At 49.9% G+C, this 26,849-nt stretch carries 15 protein-coding genes; 7 read left to right on the plus strand and 8 right to left on the minus strand.

What is annotated here, in order from left to right; genetic code table 11:
- The first annotated feature begins 145 nt into the window (after positions 1-145).
- Positions 146-3,280 carry an Lcl domain-containing protein gene (locus JIN82_RS00950; RefSeq protein WP_200309757.1) on the plus strand — a complete coding sequence of 1,045 codons (3,135 nt, stop codon included), beginning with the start codon at positions 146-148 and terminating at the stop codon, positions 3,278-3,280.
- Positions 3,281-3,377: 97 nt separating this feature from the next.
- Here the strand turns inward: JIN82_RS00950 and hisH are convergent, their stop codons facing one another.
- The 3 genes from hisH to JIN82_RS00965 all read right to left on the minus strand — a co-directional run bounded on the left by hisH (position 3,378) and on the right by JIN82_RS00965 (position 5,767).
- Positions 3,378-3,986, minus strand: a complete 609-nt coding sequence (gene hisH / locus JIN82_RS00955) for an imidazole glycerol phosphate synthase subunit HisH (RefSeq protein ID WP_200309758.1) — start codon at positions 3,984-3,986, stop codon at positions 3,378-3,380.
- Positions 3,987-4,012: 26 nt separating this feature from the next.
- A complete protein-coding gene (hisB, locus tag JIN82_RS00960; protein ID WP_200309759.1) occupies positions 4,013-4,603 on the minus strand; it encodes an imidazoleglycerol-phosphate dehydratase HisB in 591 nt (196 codons plus the stop codon).
- Between the two features lie 108 nt (positions 4,604-4,711).
- The gene (locus tag JIN82_RS00965) at positions 4,712-5,767 is read right to left on the minus strand and encodes a PTPDL family protein (RefSeq protein WP_200309760.1); all 1,056 of its coding nucleotides are present in this window, start codon (positions 5,765-5,767) and stop codon (positions 4,712-4,714) included.
- 256 nt (positions 5,768-6,023) lie between these two features.
- Here JIN82_RS00965 and JIN82_RS00970 point away from each other — a divergent pair, with 256 nt between their 5' ends.
- Positions 6,024-7,091 (plus strand): NAD(P)/FAD-dependent oxidoreductase, encoded by a 1,068-nt coding sequence (locus JIN82_RS00970; RefSeq protein ID WP_200309761.1) that lies wholly within the window; start codon positions 6,024-6,026, stop codon positions 7,089-7,091.
- Positions 7,088-7,657: a tRNA 5-(aminomethyl)-2-thiouridylate-methyltransferase MnmM gene (mnmM, locus tag JIN82_RS00975; RefSeq protein ID WP_200309762.1), complete on the plus strand. Its 570-nt coding sequence runs from the start codon at positions 7,088-7,090 to the stop codon at positions 7,655-7,657. The genes JIN82_RS00970 and mnmM overlap by 4 nt, the downstream gene beginning before the upstream one ends.
- A gap of 82 nt (positions 7,658-7,739) precedes the next feature.
- On the opposite strand, the gene JIN82_RS00980 is transcribed toward mnmM, so the two are convergent.
- Both JIN82_RS00980 and JIN82_RS00985 read right to left on the minus strand, forming a co-directional pair.
- Positions 7,740-8,408, minus strand: coding sequence for a PEP-CTERM sorting domain-containing protein (locus JIN82_RS00980; protein ID WP_200309763.1), 669 nt, complete (start codon positions 8,406-8,408; stop codon positions 7,740-7,742).
- 372 nt (positions 8,409-8,780) lie between these two features.
- Positions 8,781-9,434: a thioredoxin-like domain-containing protein gene (locus tag JIN82_RS00985; protein WP_234041680.1), complete on the minus strand. Its 654-nt coding sequence runs from the start codon at positions 9,432-9,434 to the stop codon at positions 8,781-8,783.
- A gap of 224 nt (positions 9,435-9,658) precedes the next feature.
- On the opposite strand from JIN82_RS00985, the gene abc-f reads away from it, so the two are divergent.
- The 4 genes from abc-f (at position 9,659) to JIN82_RS01005 (ending at position 14,112) form a co-directional block, all read left to right on the plus strand.
- On the plus strand, positions 9,659-11,269 hold the full coding sequence (gene abc-f / locus JIN82_RS00990) for a ribosomal protection-like ABC-F family protein (RefSeq protein ID WP_200309765.1): 1,611 nt from the start codon (positions 9,659-9,661) through the stop codon (positions 11,267-11,269).
- 405 nt (positions 11,270-11,674) lie between these two features.
- Complete coding sequence (locus JIN82_RS00995) at positions 11,675-12,178, plus strand: hypothetical protein (RefSeq protein ID WP_234041681.1); 504 nt, start codon at positions 11,675-11,677, stop codon at positions 12,176-12,178.
- A 341-nt stretch (positions 12,179-12,519) separates the two neighbouring features.
- Positions 12,520-12,912, plus strand: a complete 393-nt coding sequence (locus JIN82_RS01000) for a hypothetical protein (protein WP_234041682.1) — start codon at positions 12,520-12,522, stop codon at positions 12,910-12,912.
- Positions 12,913-13,047: 135 nt separating this feature from the next.
- Positions 13,048-14,112 carry a transposase gene (locus tag JIN82_RS01005; protein ID WP_325099453.1) on the plus strand — a complete coding sequence of 355 codons (1,065 nt, stop codon included), beginning with the start codon at positions 13,048-13,050 and terminating at the stop codon, positions 14,110-14,112.
- Positions 14,113-15,474: 1,362 nt separating this feature from the next.
- Here the strand turns inward: JIN82_RS01005 and JIN82_RS01010 are convergent.
- From JIN82_RS01010 to JIN82_RS01020, 3 genes are all read right to left on the minus strand, one after another.
- On the minus strand, positions 15,475-16,473 hold the full coding sequence (locus JIN82_RS01010; RefSeq protein WP_200309769.1) for a hypothetical protein: 999 nt from the start codon (positions 16,471-16,473) through the stop codon (positions 15,475-15,477).
- Positions 16,474-17,213: 740 nt separating this feature from the next.
- The gene (locus JIN82_RS01015; protein WP_200309770.1) at positions 17,214-18,746 is read right to left on the minus strand and encodes a sulfatase-like hydrolase/transferase; all 1,533 of its coding nucleotides are present in this window, start codon (positions 18,744-18,746) and stop codon (positions 17,214-17,216) included.
- A gap of 345 nt (positions 18,747-19,091) precedes the next feature.
- A complete protein-coding gene (locus JIN82_RS01020; protein WP_200309771.1) occupies positions 19,092-26,612 on the minus strand; it encodes a LamG-like jellyroll fold domain-containing protein in 7,521 nt (2,506 codons plus the stop codon).
- Positions 26,613-26,849 lie beyond the last annotated feature (237 nt).

The following is a 26,849-nucleotide window of genomic DNA, read 5'->3' on the forward strand; positions in this document are numbered from 1 at the left end:
TTAGCGAACTATTCTAGCTGCAATGACTTACTCGCTGGGAGCGGCTATTCACCGTCAGTTAGCAAATAAAGAGATAAAACTATTTATTCGTGGTGGTGTTAAAGCCGATGGCTACTAGTTGGCTAAAATACATACACACACACAAATGAAAAAAGCACTCTGTTTACTACTCATGCTGTTAGCATGTTCAGTTAGTGGGCAAGTTGTCATCAACGACATCAGCCCGTCGCAAGCGGAAGCCGGAACTACCGGCCTGCTCGTAACCTTCACATTACCGGCCTCGACGCCACCTTCGCCACCCGTTGGAAATCTGCCATCTAGCGTCACCATTGGCAGCCTAAGCGGGACATCGATCACGCACAACTCACTAGGTGTGATCACGGCTGTTTTTGATATTCCAGCTGACGAGGTAGATGGCGCCAAAGACGTCGTGCTTACCTTTTCTGGACCGACATTTACCCAAGCTGGTGGATTTACCGTAGGGGAAGAGGTTTCACAAGAAGTCAGCTGGCCTAACGGTCCTCCATCATCGGGGTATAATCTCTTTGGGCCACTCAACTCGACGGAGACCTATTTGATGGATAATAACAAAAACATCCTGAAGACCTGGAGCAGTGAGTACAAGTCTGGTCATTCGTGTTATCTTACGGAAAAGGGGACCTTCATGCGCACTGCTAACACTGGAAGTACTGCGATCTTCGCTGGTGGCGCTGGCGGGCGAGTGGAAGAGTACGACTGGGATGGAAATCTTATTTGGGCCTATGATTATGATACTGCTGATCATCGCCAGCACCACGACATTGAGGTCTTGCCTAACGGAAATATTCTGATGATTGCCTGGGAAGTGAAGACACTGGAAGAAGCTCTAGCAGCTGGTAGAGATCCCGCATTGATTAGTGAAGGCGAACTGTGGCCAGACAAAATCATCGAGGTTGAGCCGACAGGAAGCTACGGCGGCAACATTGTGTGGCAGTGGTGCGTTTGGGACCATTTGGTCCAAGACTACGATGCTAGCAAAGCTAACTATGGAATCGTTGCGGATCATGCGCATAAGATTAACCTCAACTATACGCAGAGCGGCAACAATGCGGGCATCGCTGACTGGAACCACGTGAACTCAGTTGATTACAATGCCGAGCTTGGACATATTGTTTTGAGTGTACGCAATTTCAGCGAGATCTGGGTAATCGATCACAAAACGACAAGCGCGGAAGCAGCTGGACCAGCAGGCGATCTGCTTTATCGGTGGGGCAATCCAGCGGCTTATAACTCAGGAGACACTAGCGATCAGCAGCTCTTTGTGCAGCATGATGCTCAGTGGATTGCTAAGGGGCTGTTAGGTGAAGGAAACATTATCATCTTCAACAATGGCCAAGGTCGTATTGATGGTGATTATTCGTCGATTGAAGAAATCACGCCAGCATTGAATGAAGACGGTAGCTATACGATGGGCCAGCCTTTAGCGCCGAGCTGGAATTACACTAGCAGCGTGCCGAGTGATTTTTACGCCTCACGTATTTCAGGAGTGCAGCGATTAGCTAACGGGAATACTTTGATCTGTGAGGGCACGGAGAGTTATGCTTTTGAAGTCACCCCTGATGGTGAGCTAGTGTGGGATCATTCCTCTAGCGGAAGTTTGTTCCGCTTCTCGCGCTACGCACCTGATTTTGCAGGTTTTTCCAATACTGAGCTAGCTGTTTCTCAGCAGCCTTATGCGGTGGTTGGTACTGGCCAAGATCAATTTTATGGCAATACCAATACGATTAGCCAGCCAGCTATAGGTGATGATTTTTACGGTCAGGATGCCAATTATGTTAGTAATCGTCCAGTCTATGAACTTAGCCCCGACAGGCTCACTGTGTACGACTATCAGACAAAGCTCAGCTGGGTGAAATCAGTAGACCAAAATGGTGATGGCCTGATCGATACAAATGACAAAGTGGCCTGGGCTGATATTCCTAACATTGTTGCTGAGCTGAATGCGGAGAACTACGGTGGCTTCGACGACTGGCGTCTTCCTAGCATTAAAGAGATCTACTCTATCATCGATTTCCGCGGCATGGATCCGAGTGGTTATACAGGCACGGACACATCAGGTCTGACACCATATTTGGATAGAAACTACTTCGACTTTGGTTATGGTGACCAGGATGCAGGTGAGCGCATTATTGATGCGCAGTTCTGGAGTAGTAGCGAATACGTTAGTACGGTAATGAATGGCACGGCATCAGCGTTTGGTTTCAATTTTGGTGATGGCAGGATCAAAGGTTACGCGCGCGATAACAAAGGCAGTGGCGCTGCGAACACCATGTATCTACGATTAGTGCGTGGCAATTCCAGCTACGGGATCAATGACTTTGCGGATAATGAAAACCAGACTGTTAGTGATTTCGCTACCGGCCTGATGTGGGCGAAAGATGACAGTGGCTTTGGCATGAATTGGCAGGATGCTCTGGCTTGGGTGCAGGAAAAAAATGCTGAGAACTTTCTAGGATTCAACGATTGGCGACTGCCTAACGCCAAAGAGCAACATACGATCCTCGACTATACTCGCTCGCCGGCGACTCATGGGACGGCAGCTATTGACCCCGTATTCAACTGCACATCTATCATTGTGGAAAATGGCGAGAACGATTTCCCATTCTATTGGACGAGTACTAACCACATCACTTATAACGGCAAAAGTAGTAGTGCTGTCTATCATAGTTTTGGCACAGCATTTGGCTACTTTGGCGAACAATGGATAGACGTACACGGTGCTGGAGCTCAGCGCAGTGACCCTAAATACGATGACGGCACGGATTACTCTGAAGGTCACGGTCCACAAGGTGATAGCATTCGCATTGATAACTTCGCTCGTCTGGTGCGCACTTCTCTAGCTAGTGATGATAGCGTGGGCGACGGTATCCTTGACGCGTGGCGCCGCAAGTATTTTGGCGGCACTGGAACGACGACTAACGACCAGTCTGCAGCTGCTGCTGACCCTGATGGTAACGGTCAAACGAACTGGCAAGAATACCTAGCGATGACGGATCCAACAGATCCAAATTCAACATTCAGAGCTGAGCTCAGTGGTGACGGCTCGTATTATTCATTCACCTTCCCGTCATCCAGCGAGCGCGTTTATACCTTATGGCGTTCAGCTGATTTGAGCGAGGGTTCATGGCAGCAAGTGGACGGTCAGGTAAATCTAGCTGGCAGTGATGGTTATCATGTGCTCACAGATCCAAGCCCAACAGACAAGCAAGGGTTCTACCGTGTTGAGGTTGCCCTGCCATAATGATTTGGTAGAAAATAAAAAACCACCAGCGGCAATGCTGGTGGTTAGAAATTTGGTTTATCTAGCTGGCTGGAAATTTTTAGCCAGCTAGGTCACGCTACAGAGCGAGGAAGTTTTTCAGCAGCTGGAGTCCGTTGTGCTGGCTCTTTTCTGGGTGGAACTGAGTGGCAACCAGTTTACCGCGAATGGCCATAGTTGGGAAGTTGAGCGCGTAGTCGCAGTGAGCGGCGATGTCTTCTTGTTCCTGCAGGTCGGTGTAATACGAGTGCACAAAGTAGAAAAATGGATTTTCAGGCAGCTCGTTCCAGATCGGGTGAGATGGATCTGTTGGGACGACTTGGTTCCACCCCATGTGTGGAATTTTCAGCCCAACATTAGGGAAGCGCTTGCAGCTACCTTTGAGCACGCCGAGGCCGATAGCGTCGGGTGATTCTTCGCCACTTTCTAGCAATAGCTGATAGCCAACGCAGATTCCGAGGTATGGTTTGTCTGCGGCGATCCAATTTTTGACGGGTTCAAATAACCCGCGCTCTTTTAGGTTAGCTGCGCAGTCGCCAAATTCACCTTGGCCAGGAAGCACGAGGTGAGTGAGCCCTTCGAGCTCTTCTGGAGTACTAACGAGTTTGGCGTTGGCGCCGATAGCGAGGAAAGCATTTTCCACACTATGCAGGTTGCCACGTCCGTAATCAACGATTCCTACTTGCATATTCAATGTTAGTTAGGTGGCAGTGCTTAGAGCATTTCCTTAGTGGACGGCACGCCTTGAACGCGTGGGTCAACTTCGGCAGCGATCTTGAGTGCACGGGCGAGGCCTTTGAAGATTGACTCGGCAACGTGGTGGCCGTCGCGACCGTAGAGGACTTCAACGTGCAAGTTGCAGCGTAGGTTGAAGGCAAATGCGCGGCAGAATTCTTCAGTTAGTGTGAGCGGGAAGTTAGGTGCATCAGCACAGCGCTCAGGGTGACGGAATTCGATGAATGGTCGGTTGCTGAGGTCGATGACTACACGGCTGAGAGTCTCATCCATTGGCAGGTAACAATGACCGTAGCGATTGATGCCAAACTTGTTGCCTAAGGCTTCACGAATGCACTCGCCGAGTACGATGCCGGTGTCTTCAACGGTGTGGTGGGCATCCACTTCGATGTCTCCAACAGTTTTGACCTTGAGGTCAATGAGCGAGTGACGCGCAAACAGGGTGAGCATGTGATCGTAGAAGGGTACTCCTGTAGAAATCTCAGACTTGCCTGAGCCATCTAGATCTAGAGACAGCTCGATGGAGGTCTCGGTGGTAGTGCGTGATTGACTTGCGGTTCTTTTGCTCATGATAAAAAAATCGGGCTGGCCAGAGCATAGTCTGGCAGCCCGAGTTGTCACGTTCAATTGTCCGCCTGCCTAGTGGCTGTGGCTGGACGGTTAGGTTGGATTAGATAGCTACTTTTTAGAGGCGTCCCACGCTTGTTTGTAGTGAGCCTGCACAGCGGTCTTGTACTTCTCGCTGAAGTTAGGATCAATTTTGATCTCTTCGAAGACCTCTTTTGCTTTGGCAAAATCTTGAGCATCAATCGCCTGCCAGATGGTGTTGTACAGCTCAGCTGAGTTGTGACGAGCATGGTTATTCATGCTTCTGATGATCTGGTTGATGTTGTTGATGGTGTCTTGGCTTGGCGTTTTGTGGTACTCGCTGGCGGTGAGAATTTTCACCCCTTGAGATTTTTCACGTTTGTAGGTGCTTTCGACTGCTTTATTGGAATCTTGCACGACCTTGATGGCGTTGGCTTTGCTGTTGCCAGTCATCGATCCCACGGTGCGTTTGCGCTCGTCTTTTTTCGCATCCACTTCATTGATCATGGTGGTGAGGCGAGATTTGTGGCGAGTCAGGGCATTTTTTAAGCTAGCACTTGCTTGGCTGTAGGCATCACAGCCGGCAAAATCGCTTTTCATGTTTTCCCATGCCTGAATGGCGCCGTTGTAGTCTTGCTTTTTGAGTGCGGCATCTACTCTGCCTTTGGCCACGCCAGCATCTAGCTCGTAGGCTTTTTTCTGGTACTCAGTTTGCGTTATCAGCTTGCCGTTGATTTTTGTTGAGCCAGCTTCGATTTGTTTTTTCTCGTCTTCGAGTGTGCGAATCATTCCGCGCACGGTGCGGCGGTGGCTGGACAGATCGTGTTCGTCGAGGAACTTGTTGAGTTCGGCGATGCGCTCGTCGTATTCCTCCACTGGAAGCATGTCTGGAGCAGGCGCTAAATCTTTGATTTTCTCAAATGCTGGGCCGTCAGTAGCGAGGCGTTCTTGGCGCACTACTTGGTCGCGCGGGAAGGTCTGCTCGTACTTGATGGTTTCGCCGTGATGAACCATGATTTTGTATTCATTTGCATCACGGGAAATTAATTCGCCCTCAACCTTAGTTCCGTCTTTCATGTGAAAGATATCTGCCGATGCGAGCGCGCATGTGCCAAGCAGGGCAATACATGTGAATTTGAATCTCATAAATGGTGTGTATGTTGATCATGTATTCCAGCAGGGAAAAATGAGAAGTAAAGTAAATAGCTGGATTTATATGCCTTGGGGGCGCTTGTGAAACAGCTTACTAGTAGGTGATTTAGCGCGTGTTGGTTTTTTTTAGCGGGCTAAAATTTGCATTAGAAATGGGCTGTTTGCACCAGTTTACATGTGCTAATACGGGCGGATATTTTATGGTAAATTTCTTTGCATTGGCATCGATCTGCCACTAGTGATTTGGCTAGTGGCAAAGCAAGTAGATAGCATCATTATTGGGCAAGGGTTGGCTGGAAGTTGCTTGGCTCTAGAGCTGCGGCGGCGTGGACAATCGTTTCTTGTGGTGGATAGGCAAGATGAACATTCGTCGTCGCGAGTGGCGGCTGGATTGATCACACCTATCACCGGGAAGGGGATGAATCCATCGCCTCGACAGGATGAATTTTTGCAAGTTGCGGTACCTTTTTATCGTCAGCTAGAGAATCAGGTGGGGCAGACGTTTTATCATTCCAGCGAGGTGTTAAGATTATTCTCTGGTGAAAAAGAGTTTCGCAAGTTTGAGCGTAAGCTACAGACACAGAACGGCTACGACCGCTGGGTGGCTGGCGAGGCAAACAGTGCAGCTGGGGTGAAAGCCGAGCACGGTGGTTTTGCCATGCGCGATGGTGGCTGGCTGGATACGAGAAAATTTCTAGCTGTGGTGAGTGAGTTACTTGCAGGTGAAAATCGCTGGCTGGAGGCGGATTTTTCTGCTGATGAGCTGGATTTTTCAGCTGATGGTGTGAGCTGGCGAGATTGGCGAGCGCAGCGGGTGATTTTATGCCTCGGTGCCTATGGTTTGGGATCTGGCCCATTTGATTATATTCCTCATCGTAGTGCTAAGGGGGAGATTTTAAGTTTACGCATTCCATTGCTCCAAGGCAGCCAGCGCTACCATCGTGGCGGCTGGCTGGCGGCGCGTGAAAATGGCCTGTGGAAGGCGGGAGCGAGCTACGACTGGGACCAGCTGGATAGCGAGCCAACTGGCGCAGGCCGCGAGAAAGTGGAGGGCATTGTACAGTCGTTTACTGATGCCGCTTACGAGGTGGTGGCGCACGAGGCAGCGGTGCGGCCTATTGTGCGCTGCAGCCAGCCAGTTTGTGGGCTACATCCAGCTCACCGTCAGCTGGGATTTTTTAATGGTTTGGGGTCGAAGGGAAGTTTGGTGGCGCCATTGGTAGCTAGCCAGTTTGCCGAGTATTTAGCTACGGGTAAGCCAGTGGATGATGATTTTGATTTGGCGAAAATTTTTCCACCCGCTACTAGTGAGTCATGAAGTGGCAGGTAAGAAAACCATTAGCAATGGCTCACGAGCTGGTGAAAGCGTGTGTGCAGTCGGGTGATGTGGTGGTGGATGCGACGCTGGGCAATGGTCATGACGCTTTGTTTTTGGCAAATTGTGTAGGTGCGCGCGGTCGGGTGATTGGTTTTGATGTGCAGCAGGCGGCAGTGGAGGCGAGTAGCGCGCGGCTAGCTGACTGTGAGGCGGCGGTGGATCTACACCATTGTGGGCACGAAAAGCTGGCTGATTTTGCGCCAGCTGGCTTGGGCGCGGTGATGTTTAATTTGGGTTATCTTCCCAATGCAGACCACAGCGTGATCACGCTGCCAGCTACGACTTTGGCGGCGCTGGAATCGGCGGTGGAGCTGATGCGCCCGCGCGGCATTCTCTCAGTGATGTGTTATCCCGGCCACGATGGCGGGCGAGAAGAAGCTAATGAAGTGGAGGCGTACTTTGCCGCTCTGCCACGCTACGGCTGGCAGGTGGTGAAACACCAACACCTCAATGGGCCAGCGACATCGCCATTTCTACTGGCGGCACAGAAGCGTGCCGAGAAGTGATTTCCAGCTGGCTGGAGAAAACAAAACCTCAGACCATAGATGGCCTGAGGTTTCTATGTACTCAAGGAGATGTCGCAATAAACTATTTTTTGCGTCTGGTGAGTAAACCAAATGCCCCGATCATGATGAGTGACGCGGATGATGGTTCTGGAATAGGCGTGGTGAATGTGTAATCGATTGAGAAGAGGTCGAGTTGTCCACCTCTTGTGCCTGTACCAGGTTCTCCATCTAGTGTACCTAGGGTGAGTGTCCATGAATTGTCGCCAGCTGCGGCGTCGCCACCTACATTGTTAAGGCCTAGCTCATTGAAGCTGCCGCTGGTCGGAGTCAGGTTTGCATAATTGAAGGTATTACCGCTAGATCCTTCGATATTAGCAGTTGTAGCTCCACCTTGTTCTGAGAAGGTAAGGTATTCACCACTGCCGAATCCTTTTAGCGTAATGCTGTTCAGCGCGATTGAGTTGAGAGTGGTGCCGTCTACGGAGTTTACGGATAATGTGAAAGTGATTTGTTCGCCTGATTCGATCTCGTTATTATTATTACCTCCATTGACATTAACAGTACTGCTGTTGCCAGCTTGTTCACGTAGCTTGAGGTTTGAAGAGTTTCCTACAGTAGGTGAGCCGGTGGCGGTGATTGTTAGTCTAAATTCAAGACCATCTTGCACGTAGCCCGCAGTCTGGCTGGTTGCGCCACCAGTTACCCCCAAGGCTCTCCAGTCTAATCCACTACTTAAGTCGTTATTTCCCATGACTAAAGTGGCTGCCGGGCTAGCCGCTATGGTGGCAAATAATATTGTGGGTATAATCAGTTTAGTGTGTTTCGTTGTGATTTTCATCTTCTTTTCGTTACTTGTTTAAGAGGATACGTGCGTGAAATAGTTTCACTGACGAAAATGAAGCTCGCTGCGTAATCTTTTGCAAAGTTTTAAACTTAAAATATTTTTTGATTTGTGAAATTTTGACGGTGATCGTGATACTATTTGATAAATATGTGACATGCAATTGTAGTTATTCAGTAAAATAGAACCCAATCGATTAATTGGACTCACTGATTTGCTGCACGACTGACTAGCTAGGATTTAAGGAATGACCCGCGCACGGCGGGCTAGTAGCTAGATGCCTCAGCAGCCACCGCGCATCTGGCGGAAAAGCATGAGGGCTAAGAACATGCCGATGATGGCGAGCGGGACCAGCCAGCGGGATTTGCTGACGGGCACGGAAAAATCAGGCGCGTCGGTGACTTCAGCGAGCTGGCGCATTTTTTCCACCACACCATCGATGCCCACTTCGCGGCTGGTGGTGATGAGCTTGCCGGTATCGGCCTCGATCAGTGCGATGTGGGGGATGGAGTTTGGCGCGTATTTTTCCAGCTTAGGGATGTCGGACCAGGCGACGGCAGGAAATGGCATGTTGTAGTCGCGCAGGTATTTGAGCCGCTGTTCGGGTGTGCGATCGCTGCTGACCATGACGATTTCTACCGGTGATGATTTGAGATATTGGTATTCATCTACCAGCGCTGGCGTGGTGGCGCGGCACGGCGGACACCACATCGCGGTGTAATATAGCGCAATGAATTTTTTCTCCGCTGGCAGTGTGTAGCTAGCCAGCTCGGCGGGATTTTTGTCATCGAGAATTTCCAGCTGCGCGTGGTTGAGGCCAGCTGGCTGGCTGCTTGGTGCGCCGGTGAGCTGGCTGGCGGCGAGCAAGAAAACCATGGCAACTAGCTGGCTGAGCTGACGGCTGGTGGTGGAAAAATGGGCTGATTTCATGATCATAGAGTCTAGGGGTGGGAGAGCCTTTATTTGGGTAAGATAGGCGAAATGGGCACTTATTCCGTGCATTTTTTTGCATAAACCGAACGAAACCGCTAATCCAGCTGAGAATTGACCGATTCTGCTTTATCGGACCCGCAAGCTGTGGTTTGTTGCGCGCATAAATTGAGCTGACCACTGGCTATAAGTGAGTGAGGCTTTTTTGTTAACTAAGACCAACGACCATTATGCTGACGATTCGCAACATGACCAAAAACATGGGAGGGCGCACCCTGTTTGAAGATTCCAATTTGACGATCAACTGGGGCGAGCGCACCGCATTGGTCGGCCCTAACGGCGCGGGTAAGTCTACTCTGTTTAAGATTATTCTGGGCGAAGAAGATTGCGACAACGGCGTGGTCGATCTCGATGAATACGCGATTGTTGGTTACCTCGCGCAGGAAGCTGGCGATCCAGGTGACGAGACCGTGATGGAAATCGCCATGGGCACCACACCTGAGATGGTAGGCATTCTGCGTACCATGCGTGAGCACGAAGCTGCAGGCACCACTGATTCTGATGAATACGGCGCCGCTCAAGACCAATTTACCGCGCTCAATGGTTACCAGCTAGAGCCAAAAGCGAAGAAGATCCTCGCTGGACTTTCCTTTAAACAAGAAGATTTTGACCGCCCAGCTCGCGAGTTCTCTGGTGGTTGGATCATGCGTTCCTACCTCGCTCGTCTCTTGGTGATGGAGCCGGATTTGTTGATGCTCGATGAGCCTACTAACCACTTGGACCTGCACACATTGATTTGGTTCCAGCGCTACCTGCAGAACTACCCAGGTGCGATTTTGATGATTTCCCACGATCGCGATTTCATGGACGAGATCATTGAGACCGTGTTCGACATCGACCAGCAATCATTCATTTCCTATACCGGCAACTACAGCTCATTCCTCAATCAGCGCGAGACTCGCTACGAACAACAAGTTAGCGCGTACCGCAACCAGCAGAAGGAAATTGCCAAAGTGCAAGAGTTCGTCGACCGCTTCCGCTCAGTCGGCTCAAAAGCATCTCAGGTGCAGAGCAAGATGAAGCAGATCGAGAAAATGCGCACGCTGGAGAAACCAGCCACTCCGCGCAAGGTATTCAAATTTAACTTCCCTCAGCCGCCACGCTCAACACAGAAAGTAGTCGAGCTGGAAAATGTCGACCTCGCCTACGGTGATCTGGTGATCTACAAAAATACCAGCCTAACCATCGAGCGCGGTGAGAAGATCGTTCTGGTAGGCCCTAACGGTGCCGGTAAATCCACATTGATGAAGCTGCTCGCAGGTACCCTAGAGCCACAAGCTGGTACACGCCGCGCTGGCTACAGCACCAAGCTGGGTTACTACTCACAGCACCGTTCCGAAGCCTTTGACGAGCACAACTCAGTTCTCGACGAGGTGATGAAAGCAGCGCCAGATATTCGTGAAGACGAAGCGCGCTCCATCCTCGGATCATTCCTATTCCGTCGCCAAGACGTACACAAGAAATGTAAGGTTCTATCAGGTGGTGAGAAATCTCGTCTCAACTTGGTGAAATTCCTCGTTGATCCTCCTAACTTGCTGCTGATGGATGAGCCTACCACTCACTTGGACATCCTTTCTATCGAAGCCCTCGTGCAGGCGCTGAAGCAATACGAAGGCACCTTGGTATTCATTTCCCACGACGTGCACTTCATTCGCGCACTGGGTGAAACTACCCTGCATATCAGCGGTGGCCAGCTCACCCGCTACTCTGGCGGATACGACTATTACCTCGAGAAATCTGGTCTCGGTGATGGTGACGCTCGTGGCGGCATCACTGCCTAACGCGGTCATAGATTTACCGATTAGATTCAACACCAAAGCAGCCAGCTGATCCAGCTGGCTGCTTTTTTGTATTCATTGAGAGGGCAAAAATTTACCCAGCTGGATTTCTCAGCCTCCATTTAATAGATCCGGCTAGCCCAACAAATTGACATTTAGAATAGCAGTTCTATCAGCCTGTTGCTGGAGAGTCTTTTTTTTGTTGGAACTGAAACCAGCTAGAAAAAAGCTGGAATGAGCTCAGCTAGCTAATTTAGTAACACATTGAAGCCTAGTTGGCCAGAAGTCCAGCCAGCTGGAATGTTAAATCCTGAATTGCTATCAAATTCCAGTGATTCTAGCTAACAAATAGATACGGTTTGAACTTGATTTTCCTGCTAGAAAGTTTTTAAACCAGTCTTGTGATATATGACCCACACTGTAAATTTCATTAATATGCGAACCTTGTTAATTGCTAGCTCATTATTTTTTTGGGGAATTCATTGCTCCCATGCAGACATCAGCAGAGATTTCTTTTGCTTATCAGTGGCTTCTCAGAATGCTCATGCTGAATTTGAAGTATTAGCTACTGATGTTGCTGTCGATCCAGAATTAGCATCCAAATACCGCAAAGAAATTCAGCAATATCTATTATCTTTGGTTGAAAAAGGAGCGTTGGTTCAGATTGAAACAAAGTTTCAGTCTCCGGATGATCTGGGTGAAGAAAAACAAAATTCTTTCATGGAGGATTTGATAGATATAGCTACTTCGATGGCTCCAAAATATGGCTATTACACATCGTTGGAAATGGTAGGCTGCGGAGTAGGCCTCAAATTACGCAATATCCAACGGGATGAGCCTATTGCATGGACTTTCAGCGTTCCGAAAGAATATGAAAAAAGAATTCAAACAATGATCGCGCTGTATAAGTGACTCCAAATACATTCACACTACACGAAGAAAAAGAGAGTGAGCCTGCTAGCTGAAATGTTAAATCCACATTTGCTATCAAATTTCAGTGATTCTAGCTAACAAAATGATTCGATTGAAAATTGCGTTTCCTGCTAGTCCGATGATAAACCTGTCTTGTTATATTCTTCTGCTGTCTCACATACTTACGCTGGTGTAACGGGGGCACCCTCTACGGAAAGTGGAATGAAATCGTCGGCCGTTAGTATCAAAGAAAGTAATATTAGTAGTAAGTGGGAATGTGTAGAAAGTTCGGAGTAGTAATATTGATCAGTTTGTTACTTTGGTTTGTGACATCACTGGCTTTGCAAGATAGCCGTAGCACAAAGCAAGAAATTATAGATGTTGGTACGCTGTATGTCTCTGTTATGCCTGAAGTCGAAACGAAGTTTGTTGAGGATATACGCAAGTTGTACCAACTTGAGGATATTGCTCAGGGCGGTACAATGGAAGGTTTCTCATATTATGACAGGACATATAGCTTCTATTTAGATCAGGCTGATGTCGATGATTTGCAACGATATGTATTAGCGAATTATGATGGTAAAAACCTGCTTGGGCACAAGCTTTCAGCTACAGTTGACTATGAGCCATCTGGGGATGAGGCACATCAAGTGTGGGTAGACGTCAAGTTTTATCATGAGGAGCAGCGGACGCAGAGTAAATGGATGTTGTGGTTGTACCAATTTGTGGAATAACTATTTTAATTTAGGAAGACTAGTAGACAGACAAAATGAGCTAGAATTTTTTTGCAATCTTCTCAACCTGAGTTACCTGTAGAGATTATGGCTACAGCTAGATATCTCTCTCCTTATCGAAAACACCGATCGGCGGTGTACCATTGCATTTCGCGTGTGGTGGATCGGCGATTTATTTTGGGTGATACTGAGCGTGAGCTATTTGTTGGGCTCATGCGCAACTGTGAGACCTTCTATGGCGTCAAAATCCTCAGCTATTGTGTGATGTCGAACCACTTTCATCTGCTGGTCGAAGTCCCCAAGGAAGGCGAGGTGGAGATCGATGACGATGAGTTTTTGCGACGTGTGAAGGCGCTATATTCGCCTAGCTACTACGCCGAGGTGAAGCAGATATTTTATAACTTGCTAGAGACTGCTAGCCAAGATGCTGAGGGGAATTCCAGCCGGGTGGCGGCGGATAATTTCAAGCGACAATATACCAGCCGGATGCACGATTTGGGCAACTTCATGAAGAGCCTGAAGCAGCGGTTCAGCCGTTGGTACAATAGGCATAACAACCGCGACGGCTACCTGTGGAGCGGTCGCTACACCAGCGTGCTCGTGCAGGCTGGATACGTTGCTAGAATCATGTCGACCTATATTGATCTCAACCCAGTTAGGGCGGGCATGGTAGAGAAACCAGATGCGTATCGATGGTGTAGCTACGGCGCTGCACTAGCTGGAGATAAACGCGCACGCCGTGGGCTTTGTCGTGTGCTCTGGCTGAAAGATGAAATGCCTAACTCGGCGGCTGAAAACCAACCGTGGGATGAAGAAAATGCTCGCCATTACTGGACGGATGGCTGCGCCGAGCGCTATCGCGTGCTGCTCTATACCGATGCCGAGCAGACATTCAAAGACATCATGACCCGCGATGGCCAGTGGGTGAAAGCGCAAGTTAGAAAGGGAGTCAGCAAGGAAGAAATCGAGAAAGTATCTGAAGCTAACGGCCAGGTGAACATGGCCTATCTGCTGCGACATAAAGTCCGCCACTTCAGCGATGGTATGGTGATAGGCAGTCAAACATATCTCAATGAGGTATTCCAACAGACGAAGGAATGGTTTGGAGAAAAACGCAAATCTGGCGCTCGTAAGATGAAATCAAAGCATTGGCGCCAATCGCCCAAAGAGGTCTGCGCCATGCGCGATCTTCAGCAGTAACCACCACCGCCAAACGAGCTGGAGTGAGCCAGGTAGCTGGAATTTTCAGGCCATTCGATAAATCCGACTGACCCAACAAATTGACATCAAGAAAAGCAGTTCTATCAGCCTGTTGCTGGAGAGCTGTGATTTTGTTGAAATCAAGATCAGCTAGAAACTGGCTGGAATGGCCATGAAATCAGCTAATTGGGCCAATTTAGTTACGAACCGAAGATCAATGGCCAAAAATCCAGCCAGCTGGAATGTTAAATCCTGGTTTGGTATCAAAAGTCAGCGTTTTAGACTTACAAAATAATGTGATTAGTGGTTTAGATTCCTGCTAGTCTGACTCTAAACCTGTCTTCTAATATGTGTCTTCTAATATGTGGAATAAGTATGGACGGGGGGCAGGAAAATCTAATACATATAAGTAATGATGAAGTACGGAATTATAGCTATAATTATATGCCAAATGCTAATTCTGTTGATGTTTATATATATGAAAAACTCAATGGAAGTAGATTACAAAAATACTCAAATGTTATTTGTAGAGCTACAAACTGAGATTAGGGAGCTAAAAAGTGTTTTAGCAGAGCTTCCAGCCCCTGATTAATTTTATACAAAGTTTGGGGTTTGGAAGACTAATAGACAGACAAACTCAGCTATAATTAGCTGGCTAGTTTTGTCTCGCCCCTTTGGGGCTTCAGGCCTATTGGGCGCGCTCACCCTGACCTGCGTTAGGCTTTCAGCCTTGCCTTGGTCAGGGCTGTAGTGTCTCGCTCCTTCGGACCTTTTTCCGGGTATAATGATATCGCGATAGTTACTGGAAAGATAGTGACATCCTGAGAGATGACGAAGCGATAGTGACATCCTGAGAGGTGGCGAAGCAATAGTGCCCCCAGAGAGGTGGCGAAGCGATAGTGACATCCTGAGGGATGACGAAGCGATAGTGACATCCTGAGAGGTGACGAAGCAATAGTGACATCCTGGGGGGGGACGAAGCGATAGTGACATCCTGAGGGGTGGCGAAGCGATAGTGCCCGCTAGAGAGGTGACGCAAAAAATAGTGGCGTTCTGAGAAGTGGCGAAAACCTGCTGAAGTTAGGGCCGTTCATCACGGGCATGTTTTATGAATCTTAGTTGTAGCTAGTGGGGGATCTGGCTGCTTGTTTTGCTGGTTGAGCGGGCAAAAATAAACCCAGCTGGAATGAGATCCAGCTGGGTTAGATAGAGGTGACTTTTCTAGCTGGCGGGTGGTTAGCCAGCTGGGGTGAATTATTCTATCAGCATGCGATAGAATACTGACTGACTTTCGGTAGGCACGATGTGCAGCGCATACTGGTAGCTAGGCAAGCTAAAGGTCTTGATGAGCTATTTTGTGGCCTAGTCTTTGTCCATTTGATCTAGAGCGGGCATGGCGACTTCGGTGAGCCAGCGTTTGGCTGCTGATTTAGCGTCGTCGTTCATGCCATGAGCGGCGGTGGCAATGCCTTCTTTGGTGACCTGAACGCGAGAAGATTCCATAGCATCGGCAACGCCAATGGTGAATGCCTTGGATTCACTTTTTCCACCCCAACCGACCCAGCAGCAGTATTGTTTGCCTTTGGCTGCTCGAAAGTCGCGCGAGATTGAGCCGCCACCCTCCCAAAGCATGAAGGCTTTGAAATAGTCCATGTAACAGTCCCAGTCCATGGCGATAGCTGAGCCGATGATGTGTGCTCCATTGCTGCTGCCGGCAATGATTCGATGGGTCTTTGAAAGGTTGGGGATGAGAGTGGTGAGGCGCTCAAGCATGGCCGCATGGTAGGCTTCGATCAACTTCATGTTGCCGCTATCACTTCCTAATGCGCCATCTTTTGCGATTTCAGAAGTATAAGGGAATGAGACGAGCACATATCGACTGGGGTCGGCAATGCTTTTAGCTGCCCCAAGGCTGTCATTTCCGCTGCCGCCGTTGAGGAATACCAACACAGGCACAGGGTCGGGGTACTTGAAGTTGTCAGGGATTGAGATGCTGAAGCCTGCTGTTTTTCCGGTGTAGGTTTTTGCGAGTTCAGGCATTTCGACGCGGAAGGACGCGCCGGGTTTAACTCGTGGATCGAGGTCGCTGGGCTGAGGTATCCCTTGGCTTTTAAAAACCCAATTCTTAATGTATTCTTGATCCTCTTCGATGAATGTATCCATAGCGAATGTATATCGCTTTTTGCCGAGCACTTGTAAGGTGACTTGTGTTTCGTCAACAGAGACGATGGTGGCTTTGATTGTTTTTTGGTCAGTAGCTCGAGTGAAATCTCTGACGGCAGCCTGGCCCTTGACCTCGGCGCCGAGGATCATGAAAAGTGCGAGTAAGGAGAGCGAGATCGACCATATATTAGATTTCATTCTGCTAGTAACGTTTATTTTGCTAGGTGAGTCAAGATGGATTGCCGAGAGAAAGTAGTCGTTTGAATGTGGCTGTATATGGGAGACGCTGCACCAAGTATGTGGCTCTAACTGATTTATTGAAAAGCTCCTAGTGATCGTAGAGTGAGCACGTTCACTGGGTAATGAGATTAGCCGCGGCTGCGATAAGGCAGCGAACTGAGCTGGCTGGGGAATTGCTCTGTTGGCTTGTCAGCCTTCTTGGTGGTAGCGGGCTGCGCCTTTGGTTTTTAGTGAATTGAAACCGTGAAAGATCTTCTGATAGGGGTTCTAACGATGATAGTGAATTCTAATGAGTCAATGGGGGGAGTTAGGCGATGCGTGGCCACCACTATATGGCTCGTTGTTTTTATCGACCTTTTCCCCTGGGCTGTGCCCAGGGCTTCGAATGGTCGCCGCTACGCGGCTGGCTGGAGAAGTTAGGCGTGGCGGTATTTAACCATCTGGACTACCATAATATCCACTGAGCTGGAAATGCGGCGATAGATAATCGCAAAACTGTGAGCTATGCCGAATCTGTGAATTCATGAAACAGACAATTTGTTAGCAAAGTTTATTTGGATAGGATCACAAGTCGCACTCCGATGTCATCACCTGACGGAGGCATGCTAGCATGACTATTTACAGAGAAAACAGCAAAGCATTCATTTAGCGCGATAGGCTTATCCTCGTTATAAGTGATGTACATCTGAAGTGTTTTTCTATTGCCCGACCCCGCCGGTGCTCTCCAGTTTCTCATCGAGGCTCTCGGAGTTTTTAGCAGCCGCCTTTGAGGCAGGAGGCCAATCAGCGAAGGTTTTCAAATGCTTCTGCACAATCCTTTGAGCTGGGCCAAATGCCCACATCTTTTTCCCCATCCACTCGATATACATGCCCGATTCTTCAGCCGCTCTCTCCAGTGGATCCTGTCGCAGGTTGAAAAGTAAGGGCGCAGTGAGCTCCTCCTTGGCGCCCGACCACCCCTCATTCTGAACAATGAAATGAGCCTTCCAGTCACCATATCTCACCGCCTGCAGCGTAGTGCGTTCGTAGTAGATGATCTCCTTCCGGTTCGACTCACCAGCACCGGTCAGCATAGGAATTTGATTGTAGCCGTCCAAGTGGGCCTTGTGTCCGTTGTAGCCGGTCAACATCTGCTGCTTCAGATCCTCTGGGCCACCAGCGGCAGCTACGAGGGTGGGAAGAAGATCCATTGAATCGATGATGCCGTTGTTGATCGATCCCTGCTCAACTTTGCCAGGCCAACGCAGCAACATTGGCACACGAACTCCACCCTCCCATGTCGTGCCCTTTTCGCTCTTGAAAGGGGTCATTCCACCGTCAGGCCAAGTCATAATTTCAGGTCCGTTGTCAGCAGAGAAAATGACAATCGTATTTTCGGCTACGCCCAGCGTATCTAGTTCGTCGAGAACCTCACCCACATGATCATCGAGGTCCCTCATCACGACCTCTTGAAGCCCTTGTCCGTCCTGACCGAGCATGGCTTCATACTTCGGTGAGAGGTGCGTCCAAACGTGAGCACGAGAAGGACAATGCCACACAAAGAACGGCTCCTTCTTGGCCACGGAATCCCGGATAAATTTCAGGGTGTGCTTGTTGACCTCGTCATCGAGAGTTTTCATACGCTCGGGAGGAAGCGGCCCATCGTCGATGATCTTTTGAGTTCCCTCACCGGTCGACCAGCAGTGGACGACATTCCTTGGGGCGAACTGCGCGGCCTCCTCGCCCTTCGGAAACTCGGGATCAGAGGTATATTCCATGGCGTTCAGGTGGTAGAGCCACCCCCAAAACTCATCAAATCCATGCATTGTGGGCAGGAACTCATCGCGGTCGCCCAAATGGTTTTTGCCGAATTGCCCGGTCCGGTATCCAAGTTCTTTGAGCAACTCCGGCAGGGTGGGAGTATCTGGGCTCAGGCCGATAGGATCCCCAGGCAAGCCAACCGTGTGCATTCCAGTGCGGACTGGAAACTGCCCTGTGATCATTGCTGATCTGCCGGCGGTGCAGGTTGGTTGTGCGTAGTAGTCGGTGAAAAGCATGCCTTCCTTCGCGATGCTGTCGATGTTAGGGGTTTTGCTGCTCATCAAGCCGCGGTGATAGGCGCCGATATTCAGGAGCCCAACATCGTCGGTGAGAATAATGAGAATATTGGGTTTCGAAGTCTCCGCTAGCAAAGGGGCCTGATTTAGGGAGATTGCGATAACTGCGAATAGGAGTGTTTTGATTGGTTTCATATGCATGGGGTGGAATCTGTTACGAGTCTCAGTGAATAGGGGTAAGCTTTCTGCACTAACGTAAAGCATATCGACCGAAGACATCGACCGAGAAGCTTTGGTGTTGGGCTTAATTTTTTAGTGTAACTAACTAATGTTGATTGAAATATATAATCAGTCAATGATCTAATCAGGCAATGAAATAGCTAAGCCGCTAGATATCTTTAGCTGGCTAGCAGATAGCTCTAGCAGGGCGCTTGTTTTGCTGATTGAGTGGGCAAAAATAAACCCAGCTGGAATGAGATCCAGCTGGGTTTGATAGAGGTGGTTTTTCTAGCTGGCTGATGGTTAGCCAGCTGGAATAGATTATTCGATAATCATGCGATAGAACACGGGATTGCTTTCGATAGGCACGATGAGTGCCCAGTTTTGCACGCTGTTATTTTCTGATAGCAGTTCGGTATCGAGGTCGTCGCTATCGACATCTTTCCAGCTACTCATGTCATTTGATTTCTGCCATTTGTGGCTGAGCCCTTGCGCTTCGGTATTGAGTGAGAAGGCGATTTGCAGTTCACCGTTGCCAACAGGGGTAGGTAGATAGATGGAGCTGCCGGCGCTATTAGGATCGGTACCGAGGTAGTATTCCTGCATGTTAGTGAAGCCGTCACCGTCGGCATCTTCGGTAGCTGCTTGTAGCTGCTGGGCTACATTTTCCGTGCTTACCCATTGGTTGTAGTGGGTATTTGGGAAGTTGTCGCCAATCACCGCCATGCGCAGTTCCATGAGGGTGAAGTTAGCATCAGGTCCGTAGATGAGGACGGTATCAAACGCGCGGGTATAGTCGAAGCTGAAGCGCGAGTGGTAAGGCGAGCTGTCAGCGATATCGGCGTTGTGTAGTGAGTCGATCACGATGCCATCAGCACCACCAGCCAGCAGGTAGATTTCCATGCCGTTATCACGGTGAGTGAGTGCGTTTTTGCTGCGGCCGTAGAGGTCCATGACTAACTTAAGACCACTAGCCACGGCGACACCTTCTGGGACCTCATAGTAGAGGAAGGACCCTGAAGTTTTATTGTTGGCATGGAATCCGTTGGATGCGGTGCCTTGAGCGGGGCGCACCAGCGTTGGCTCGTAGACGTCGTAGGCAAATAGATCATCGAGGGTTTTGGCAATGGAGCCACCGTATCCAGAGCCTGTGGATAGATCACTTCTGCTGACAAGTGGCACGAGATCGGCAGAGCTGTCTAGGTGGACAGGATTCTGGTAGATTATTAAGCTAAATACTCTGCTCAGCTGGTAGCCATATGGATCTGTGACGAGGACTTCGGCGTCGAAGCTGGTGATATCAGCTGGCAGCGCGGAGCCGTCGTTGATGCTGATGGTGCCTGTGTTGGCATCAATTTTCAGCGTGCCGTTGAGGTCATCAACTAGTTCGTAGAGGTGTTGGTCGAATTCATTAATATCCTCAATGGTAACGGTGGCAACGACAGCTCCGTCATCCGCGTGTGGGTTGATCACGGAAACCTGGGTGAGCTCAAGAGCACTTGGCGGCATAGCGGCCAGACCAGCGACATCTTCAGCGAGCAGGGTGGTTTTGAACACCGAGACTTTGCTGATTTCACCTTGCCAATGGTCGCTAGCTGAATGTGTGCTGGCTAGCGTGAGTGTGGTTGCCTGAGCTAGCTGGCTGGAAAATTCACCTGAGGCGACTAAGTTGCCGTTGAGGTAAATGGCAGCCTCGTGTCCATTGACGGTAAATGCGTAGTGATGCCAGTCAGTAGCGGCGTGAGACAGCATGTAGCTGATTTCGCTGTTCTTGTAGCTGAGTACCATTTCGCCCTTAGCTGATAGGCTGGCTGTTAATGGCTGGGATTCAGTCTGCATTTCAAAGAGAACCTGCTTGGCGGTGGAGGCGTCATTGACTCTAGCCCAGCTGGAGAAGCTGAATTGGCCATCGATGTCGCTAACAGCTTGCTCAGGGATCTCTAAGGACGCGGCATCCGTATAGAGGCTTGGGCTGTTGACTTGATTACTGAACGAGCGGTAGTAGTCGCCACTTGGGTGGGCGTTGTTGCCCAGGCCTGAGATGTCGTTGATGTCTTCGCCAAATTCCTCGTAGCTGAGGTAGCTACCAACTTCACCTAGGTAATGCATGTTGACTTGGTGAGCGCTGAGCGTCTTGCGGTAGAGGAAGATTTCATCCATTGATGTCATGGAGTAGTCATTGCCGTCAGAATTAGCCGCAAAAGTAATGGTTGCGAATGTGGTAGGAATGTTAGTTGGCTGGGTCAGTGTATTGGTGAGTTGGCCATTGACGTACATTTCTAGCTGCTCGCCGTTGTATTGAACCACAAAGTGAGTCCACTCATATTCCTCGAATTTGCTAGGGCTGACGGTAGTAGAAACTTTACTGTCGCCATTGAGGTAGGCGCGCACGCCGTTGTTGCTGCGGTGTTCAATCCACATGCCTTTGCCTTTGCCGTTGTTCATCTGGAAGATGCGCGTATGGTCGCCGGTTTCGTTACGTTTGAGCCAGAAGGCGATGGCAAATTCATCTGAATGGCTACCGATCTCGGCAACTAATTCGCTAGGTAGTGAGGCGTATCCGCCAGTGAAGCTGATGGCTTTACCATAGGCGCCGTCATCGATGATCTCGTAATCGCCGATCAGGCTGGCTTCGTAGCCGTTGTTGCGAAGGTCGTCCATTTTGCCAGCTTCGAAGTTGAACCAGCTGAGTGTACGCGGCAGCACTTGGATTTGAATGTCAGCATCTGTGTTGTTGAGTGCATCGCCAACGTTGTAGCGGATTTTATCAAAGCCAGTGAATCCGAAGTCGGGCACGTAGTGAACGGTATTGCCTGTGACGACGTATGCGTATCCTTCTTCGATTTCTTCGAGCTCGGCGAGTTCAAGAACTTCGTTTTCCTCATCGGTATCATTGGCGACGGGGTCAAACTCTAGGATGTCATTTTCTACCATGACGTAGCTATCTTCACCAACGATTGGCGCCTGGTTCGCTCTGAACATGGCGGTGACCGTGTAGGTAGATTCGGTTAGCTCAGCAGCTGAGCGGTCGATGACCTCTTGGTAATCACCACCGTCAGGCATGACTTCTACCGTGTAGGTGTATATGCGATCCAGGTAGGCGTCGATGTGCAGTTGGTCGATCTGGTAGTTTTGTCCTAGGTCGATGACAATTTCCTGAACGGCCCCACTAGCTGACCAGCGGTTATCGTCGTCCTCGCTGATGCCATCGATAGCTTCAGTCGCAGGGTTTTCCTCTTGCTGCGCGGTGACGGATTCAATGGATTTGTTGAGCGCCACATTCACGCCATTGCTGAAGACTTCGATCTCGCGCAAGGAGACCCAGCTTTCACCGTGCAGGTTATTGGTGGTAAGTTTTACGTAGCGGCCAGTGGTTGGTTCAATGTCGATGACATCTGGGTAATCACCAGTGATCACGGTAATGGTGATCTCGTGCTCGGTATCAAATAGCTCAGTCTCGGAAAGCAGGCCGTCTTTGAGCAGGGTGATTTCACCTGTCTGCGCATCAATTTCTAAATATCCATCGAGGTCAGAGTTTTTCGTGCTGATAGAGTAGCGGTGTTTATCTTCAGTATTGAGGTCGTTAGCCTCCACAGTGGAGATGACGTCGCCAATCTGCGACACTTGTGAGATGAAGAGGATGTCACCTTCAATGTCATACTGGTTAGTAAAGGTGAGTGAGCTAGGTTCAGCGCGTGACGCTGCGTAGGCAGTTTCATCATCCAGCGCGGAAGTGTAAACTTTGATCTCATCAAGCAGAGCATAGTGTGGTGATGAGCCGTTGGCTTTTTGACCAATAAATAAGCGGTCTAGCTCGAGGTCGTCGGTTTGAATGCCTGTCTTGCTAGCGACAAGTAGACCATTTTGGTAGAGACGCAGTTGGGCATTTTCAGCATCGCGCACGACCACCCAGTGGTCGTAGAGAGCAGACGTCATTGGGGTAGTTAAGACGGCTGTAGTCGCATCCGATCCAGCTGTAAGAACAAGCTTAGAAGCATTGTTATTGGATAAGCTCATTACCGTCTGGCCGCTGGCATTGATGCCGTGGATGATGGTGGCTGCACTCGCAGGGTCTGTTGATTTCATCCAGAACGAGGCTGAGAAGGTCGCTGATTGCTTGAGTTCATCAGCTAGCGGGAGTTCGATGGCGCCAGCTGTGAGGTCGATGCCAGCACCAATGGCGCCACTAGTAGTTGCGCTAGCGCCGAGGCTGAGCTGGTTATGTTGAGCATAGATGCTGAAGTCTTTCAGCTGGCCATTGGGCATGCTTTCCCCTTTGTAGGCGAGCACATTGTTGAGGGCGTCATCTTTGATGCGTTCGGCGCTGAGGACCTGGTTGTAGATGCGGAGTTCGTCAATATCAGCTGAGCATCGGCCCAAGGTTAGAGTAGCTAGCTCAGTGAGGGCTCTGGATTTGCCACTACCGCTGGAAACCAATTCACCATTGAGGTAAATTTTCAACGAGCCGGTAGTATTGTCTTTGGTGACTGACCAGTGCTGCCAGATATCATCGGCTACCCTGTTTGAGGCCGTCAGGTTGTCGTTATTACTTTCGTCGCGACCTAGAACTACGCGGAAGTCGTCATTTTTATATGGCATGTAGACGATGAAGTCATTGAAGCCATCGGTATTGACACCAAGCAGGAGCTCGCGGCTGCCGCCAGAATCAGCATCCATTCTTGCCCAGAAGGAAATGGTCAGCTGCGATTCAATGCTGTCGAGAATGGTGGTTGGTAGCTGGAATTCATCACCTGAATCACTGAGTCTAAAACTCAAGTTGCCACCCCAGATACCGTCGCTTTGCCAGCTGCTGGATTCTGGTGTGTCTGTCCAGCCGTGTAGGCCATTGCCTGAGGAGTCAAGCAGCTGGCTGTCTCCTGCTGATCCATCCATTTTATAGTGAGCCACCAGCCCTTGGCTGAGCAGGCGAATGGAAGCGGTGTAGCTGTTGTTTTGGCTATCAGTAGCGGTGTATTCAAAATCAGTAGATCCCACAAATGGTCCTTTTGGGGTGAAATAGACAGATCCGTCGTCGAGGATCTCAGTACTGTAGTAGTCGTTGTTGCTGACGCTTACCACCATCAGTGAGTCATTTTCTGGAGAAATATCATTGGCGAGCAGGTCATAGGAGAATGCCAGACCTTGTTCGCTGACAATCACATCGTCCATCGCGCCAGGAGTATCACAGTAGATATATTGTGTGGCGTCACTTGTGCCCTCCAGGGAAACGGCGATCTTGATGCGGGCGCGACCAGAGGCGCCAGTTGGCGTCACGGTCATGATATTGCCTGAGACGGAGACGTTGGCGACGTCGGCATTGTCGATCACTTCAGCTTCACAGATGAGCTCTTCATTAAACCCGTGGAAATAGTCGCTTAGGTCGATTTCTACTGGCGTTTGGTCACCCTGTGAGAGGGCGTAGACATTGGGCAAATAGCGGGTGATGCGTGGCGTTTCATACAAAACTGCGCCATCGCTAGTGCCTTCCAGGTAGGAAATACCAAGCCAATCGTCGCGGGTCAGCGCGCCAGATGGGATGGGAGCGCCATTGTAGCGGATGCCTGTGCCATATTGGGCTTCAATATCGCTATTGGTCATGCCGGCGATGAGTGAGCTCGTGCTCTCAGCTGGCATTGGCATGTAGTCGTCTGCCTGTTGGACAGACATGTGCATGGCTATTGGGGTATTGGCAAAATTATCAGGGTCAAATGTGAAGTAGCTGCGAACACCAAAATTGGTGCCTACGATATTGTTAATTGCTCCACCAAACCCATCGATGGGTTTATTCCACATGTATATATTAGCTGGTTCAACAGGAGTTTTGCCATCATCGATGACTCGTTGTTGGTAGTTAGCTAGCGCTTGCTGTGAGAGGCTGCCAAATTCAATATTTCCCTGAATCAGCTGCCTATTTGGTTTGTTCCAGTTTTTGCTTAGCGTGATATTAACAACATTGTTGAGGTAGGCGTTGTACAGGTATGACGTGCCCTGGCGAGGAGATGATTCGTAACCATTCACAAATCCTTCAATATGGGCATTCATGATGTCCCATCCACCAGTGTTGTGGAATGCTTTGTAGCCGGTGCCTGATGGATTATTGAGGTCGTTGACCAGAGTGAGACCGTTGACCGTAACGGCGCCAGAATACCATCGGCCCATGCCTGAACTGACGCTCCAGCCAGTGAAATCTTCGATGAGACCTTTAAACCCACCGCCGCTGCGACCGAGTCGGTGCCCATCGCGCTGCACCGCGTAGGCGGTATTGCCGCGGAAGTTCTGTAAGTTCTGGTGAGGAGAAATGGTGCCTTCCCATGGTGAGAGTGCGTGTTTCTCAGGGTCGCTAGTATATGCAGCTGGCAGTTCCTTGATGACTTTTGGCAAAGCACTGTGCGAGTGGTCAGGTTCTACCCATGTGGTGAATCCAGAGCCGGTGGTACCAGAGGCCACGTTGTCGATGACGTCCATATTGGTGGATGTCAGCCAGAACCCCATGCCGCCGCCGCCGCTGTTGCGGCCAGGTCTGAGGTAATCCGCAGTGAGGGTGCGGATGGAAACGTTGTTGATGAAGGCGCCAAGTTCGTCGCCAGATTCGGCAACGTAGGCTGCGCCAGCGACATCGTAGCTCACGCAGTCTTCCACAATCGCGTGGCTGGAATGCACCACGTATCCCCAGCCAGGGCTGGTATCTACGGCACAACCACGGATGATGCCGGGAGTGCGGTTCACGCCATTGAGGTGGGCCATGTGAAAGTGCATCGCGTAGCGGGCCACTGGGTTGATCGCTGGCTCGCTTACTGAGGTAGACGAGGTGACGGCTTCGCGTGTAGTGGCTTTTAAGTTGGTGCGGCCGAGGTTTTGGAACTCGACGAATTCGCAGACCACGTCGTTGTGGTGCATGAACATGATATGTCCACGACCAGGAAACTCAGTGATCGTGCTGCGTCTATTATGCCACGGGTCGTCGTGTACCACGGTGTCCGCCAAGTGTGATTCTTCAGACTTAAAGACGATGTTGCGGTTGAGGTTAATGATGTGAATTTCCAACTTCTCCTGAACCGTCGCTGTGGATGCGGTGGGTGGAATGTGATCCAGCTCAAGCGGCTGATCTATGGTGATTGTTTTGGCGTTGCTGTTGACGGCTACTAGGTAGCGAATTTCATCACCCTCAACATCATCGTAGCTGTCTGTAGCGATGACGAGTTTGTCGCCGGCTTTCCAGTTGCTAGGAACTTCTTTGACGTTAATGACAGTAGAGCCAGCTGCAACGCCGCTAGTCACAGCGTAGGGTGATTTGGCTGAGCCATAGGCGCGTACGGGGCCGTTAGCTAGCAGGCCAAGACCAATTTTCAGCGGATCGTAGTCGGCGGAATCGGAGTCGAGCACAAACCCATCTTCTCTATCATCAAAGATGATGGTGGCGGTGACATTGTCTTGAATTGGCTGGCTGGAGCTACCGATTTCGAGGTAGCCCGATTCAGAAGTGACCAATGTTTCAACACGCAGCTGGGTGTTGCGGTTATGTTTGAAAGTAAGTTCGCCGTCGACGCGGATGGTGCGCAGCGATTGATCGTAGATGCCGTTTACCTGTACGGAGATGCCTTCGGGAATCAGCACGCGGGAATCGTCAGTAGGTATTGTACCTGTATCCCAGATGCTAGTATCAGACCAGTTGCCATCAGCGATGGCGACGTGGGTGACATGTTCGTAGGCTACCAGTGCCACACCGTGGCGATGTTTCGCTACTGGGCTGAGGTGCATGTCCATATCCATCTCTTCCTGGCCAATGGCCGAGATGGGGAGAAGCAGTGGGGTGAGAGAGGCTAGTATGTATAGAGCTCGCATGATTGTAGGGTCGTCGTTCAAAATCAGTCTGACTGATTATGTGGGGGAGCTTCGGGGATACAAATGACTGGGTCGCCAAGAGGTATGGTGTGGTCTGTATTGAGGTCGTGGTTAACACTCAGGTCGCAGCTTTGCTTGGTGATTAAGCTAGGCCATGTTTCCTGTCCTGAGTTGTTTATACATTTTCAATACGAGATCACTGATAGAACTATCGATTCTAACCTGTATTATCAAGGT

Origin of the sequence: Persicirhabdus sediminis, from assembly GCF_016595495.1 — a bacterium.
Lineage (GTDB): Bacteria > Verrucomicrobiota > Verrucomicrobiia > Verrucomicrobiales > Akkermansiaceae > Persicirhabdus > Persicirhabdus sediminis.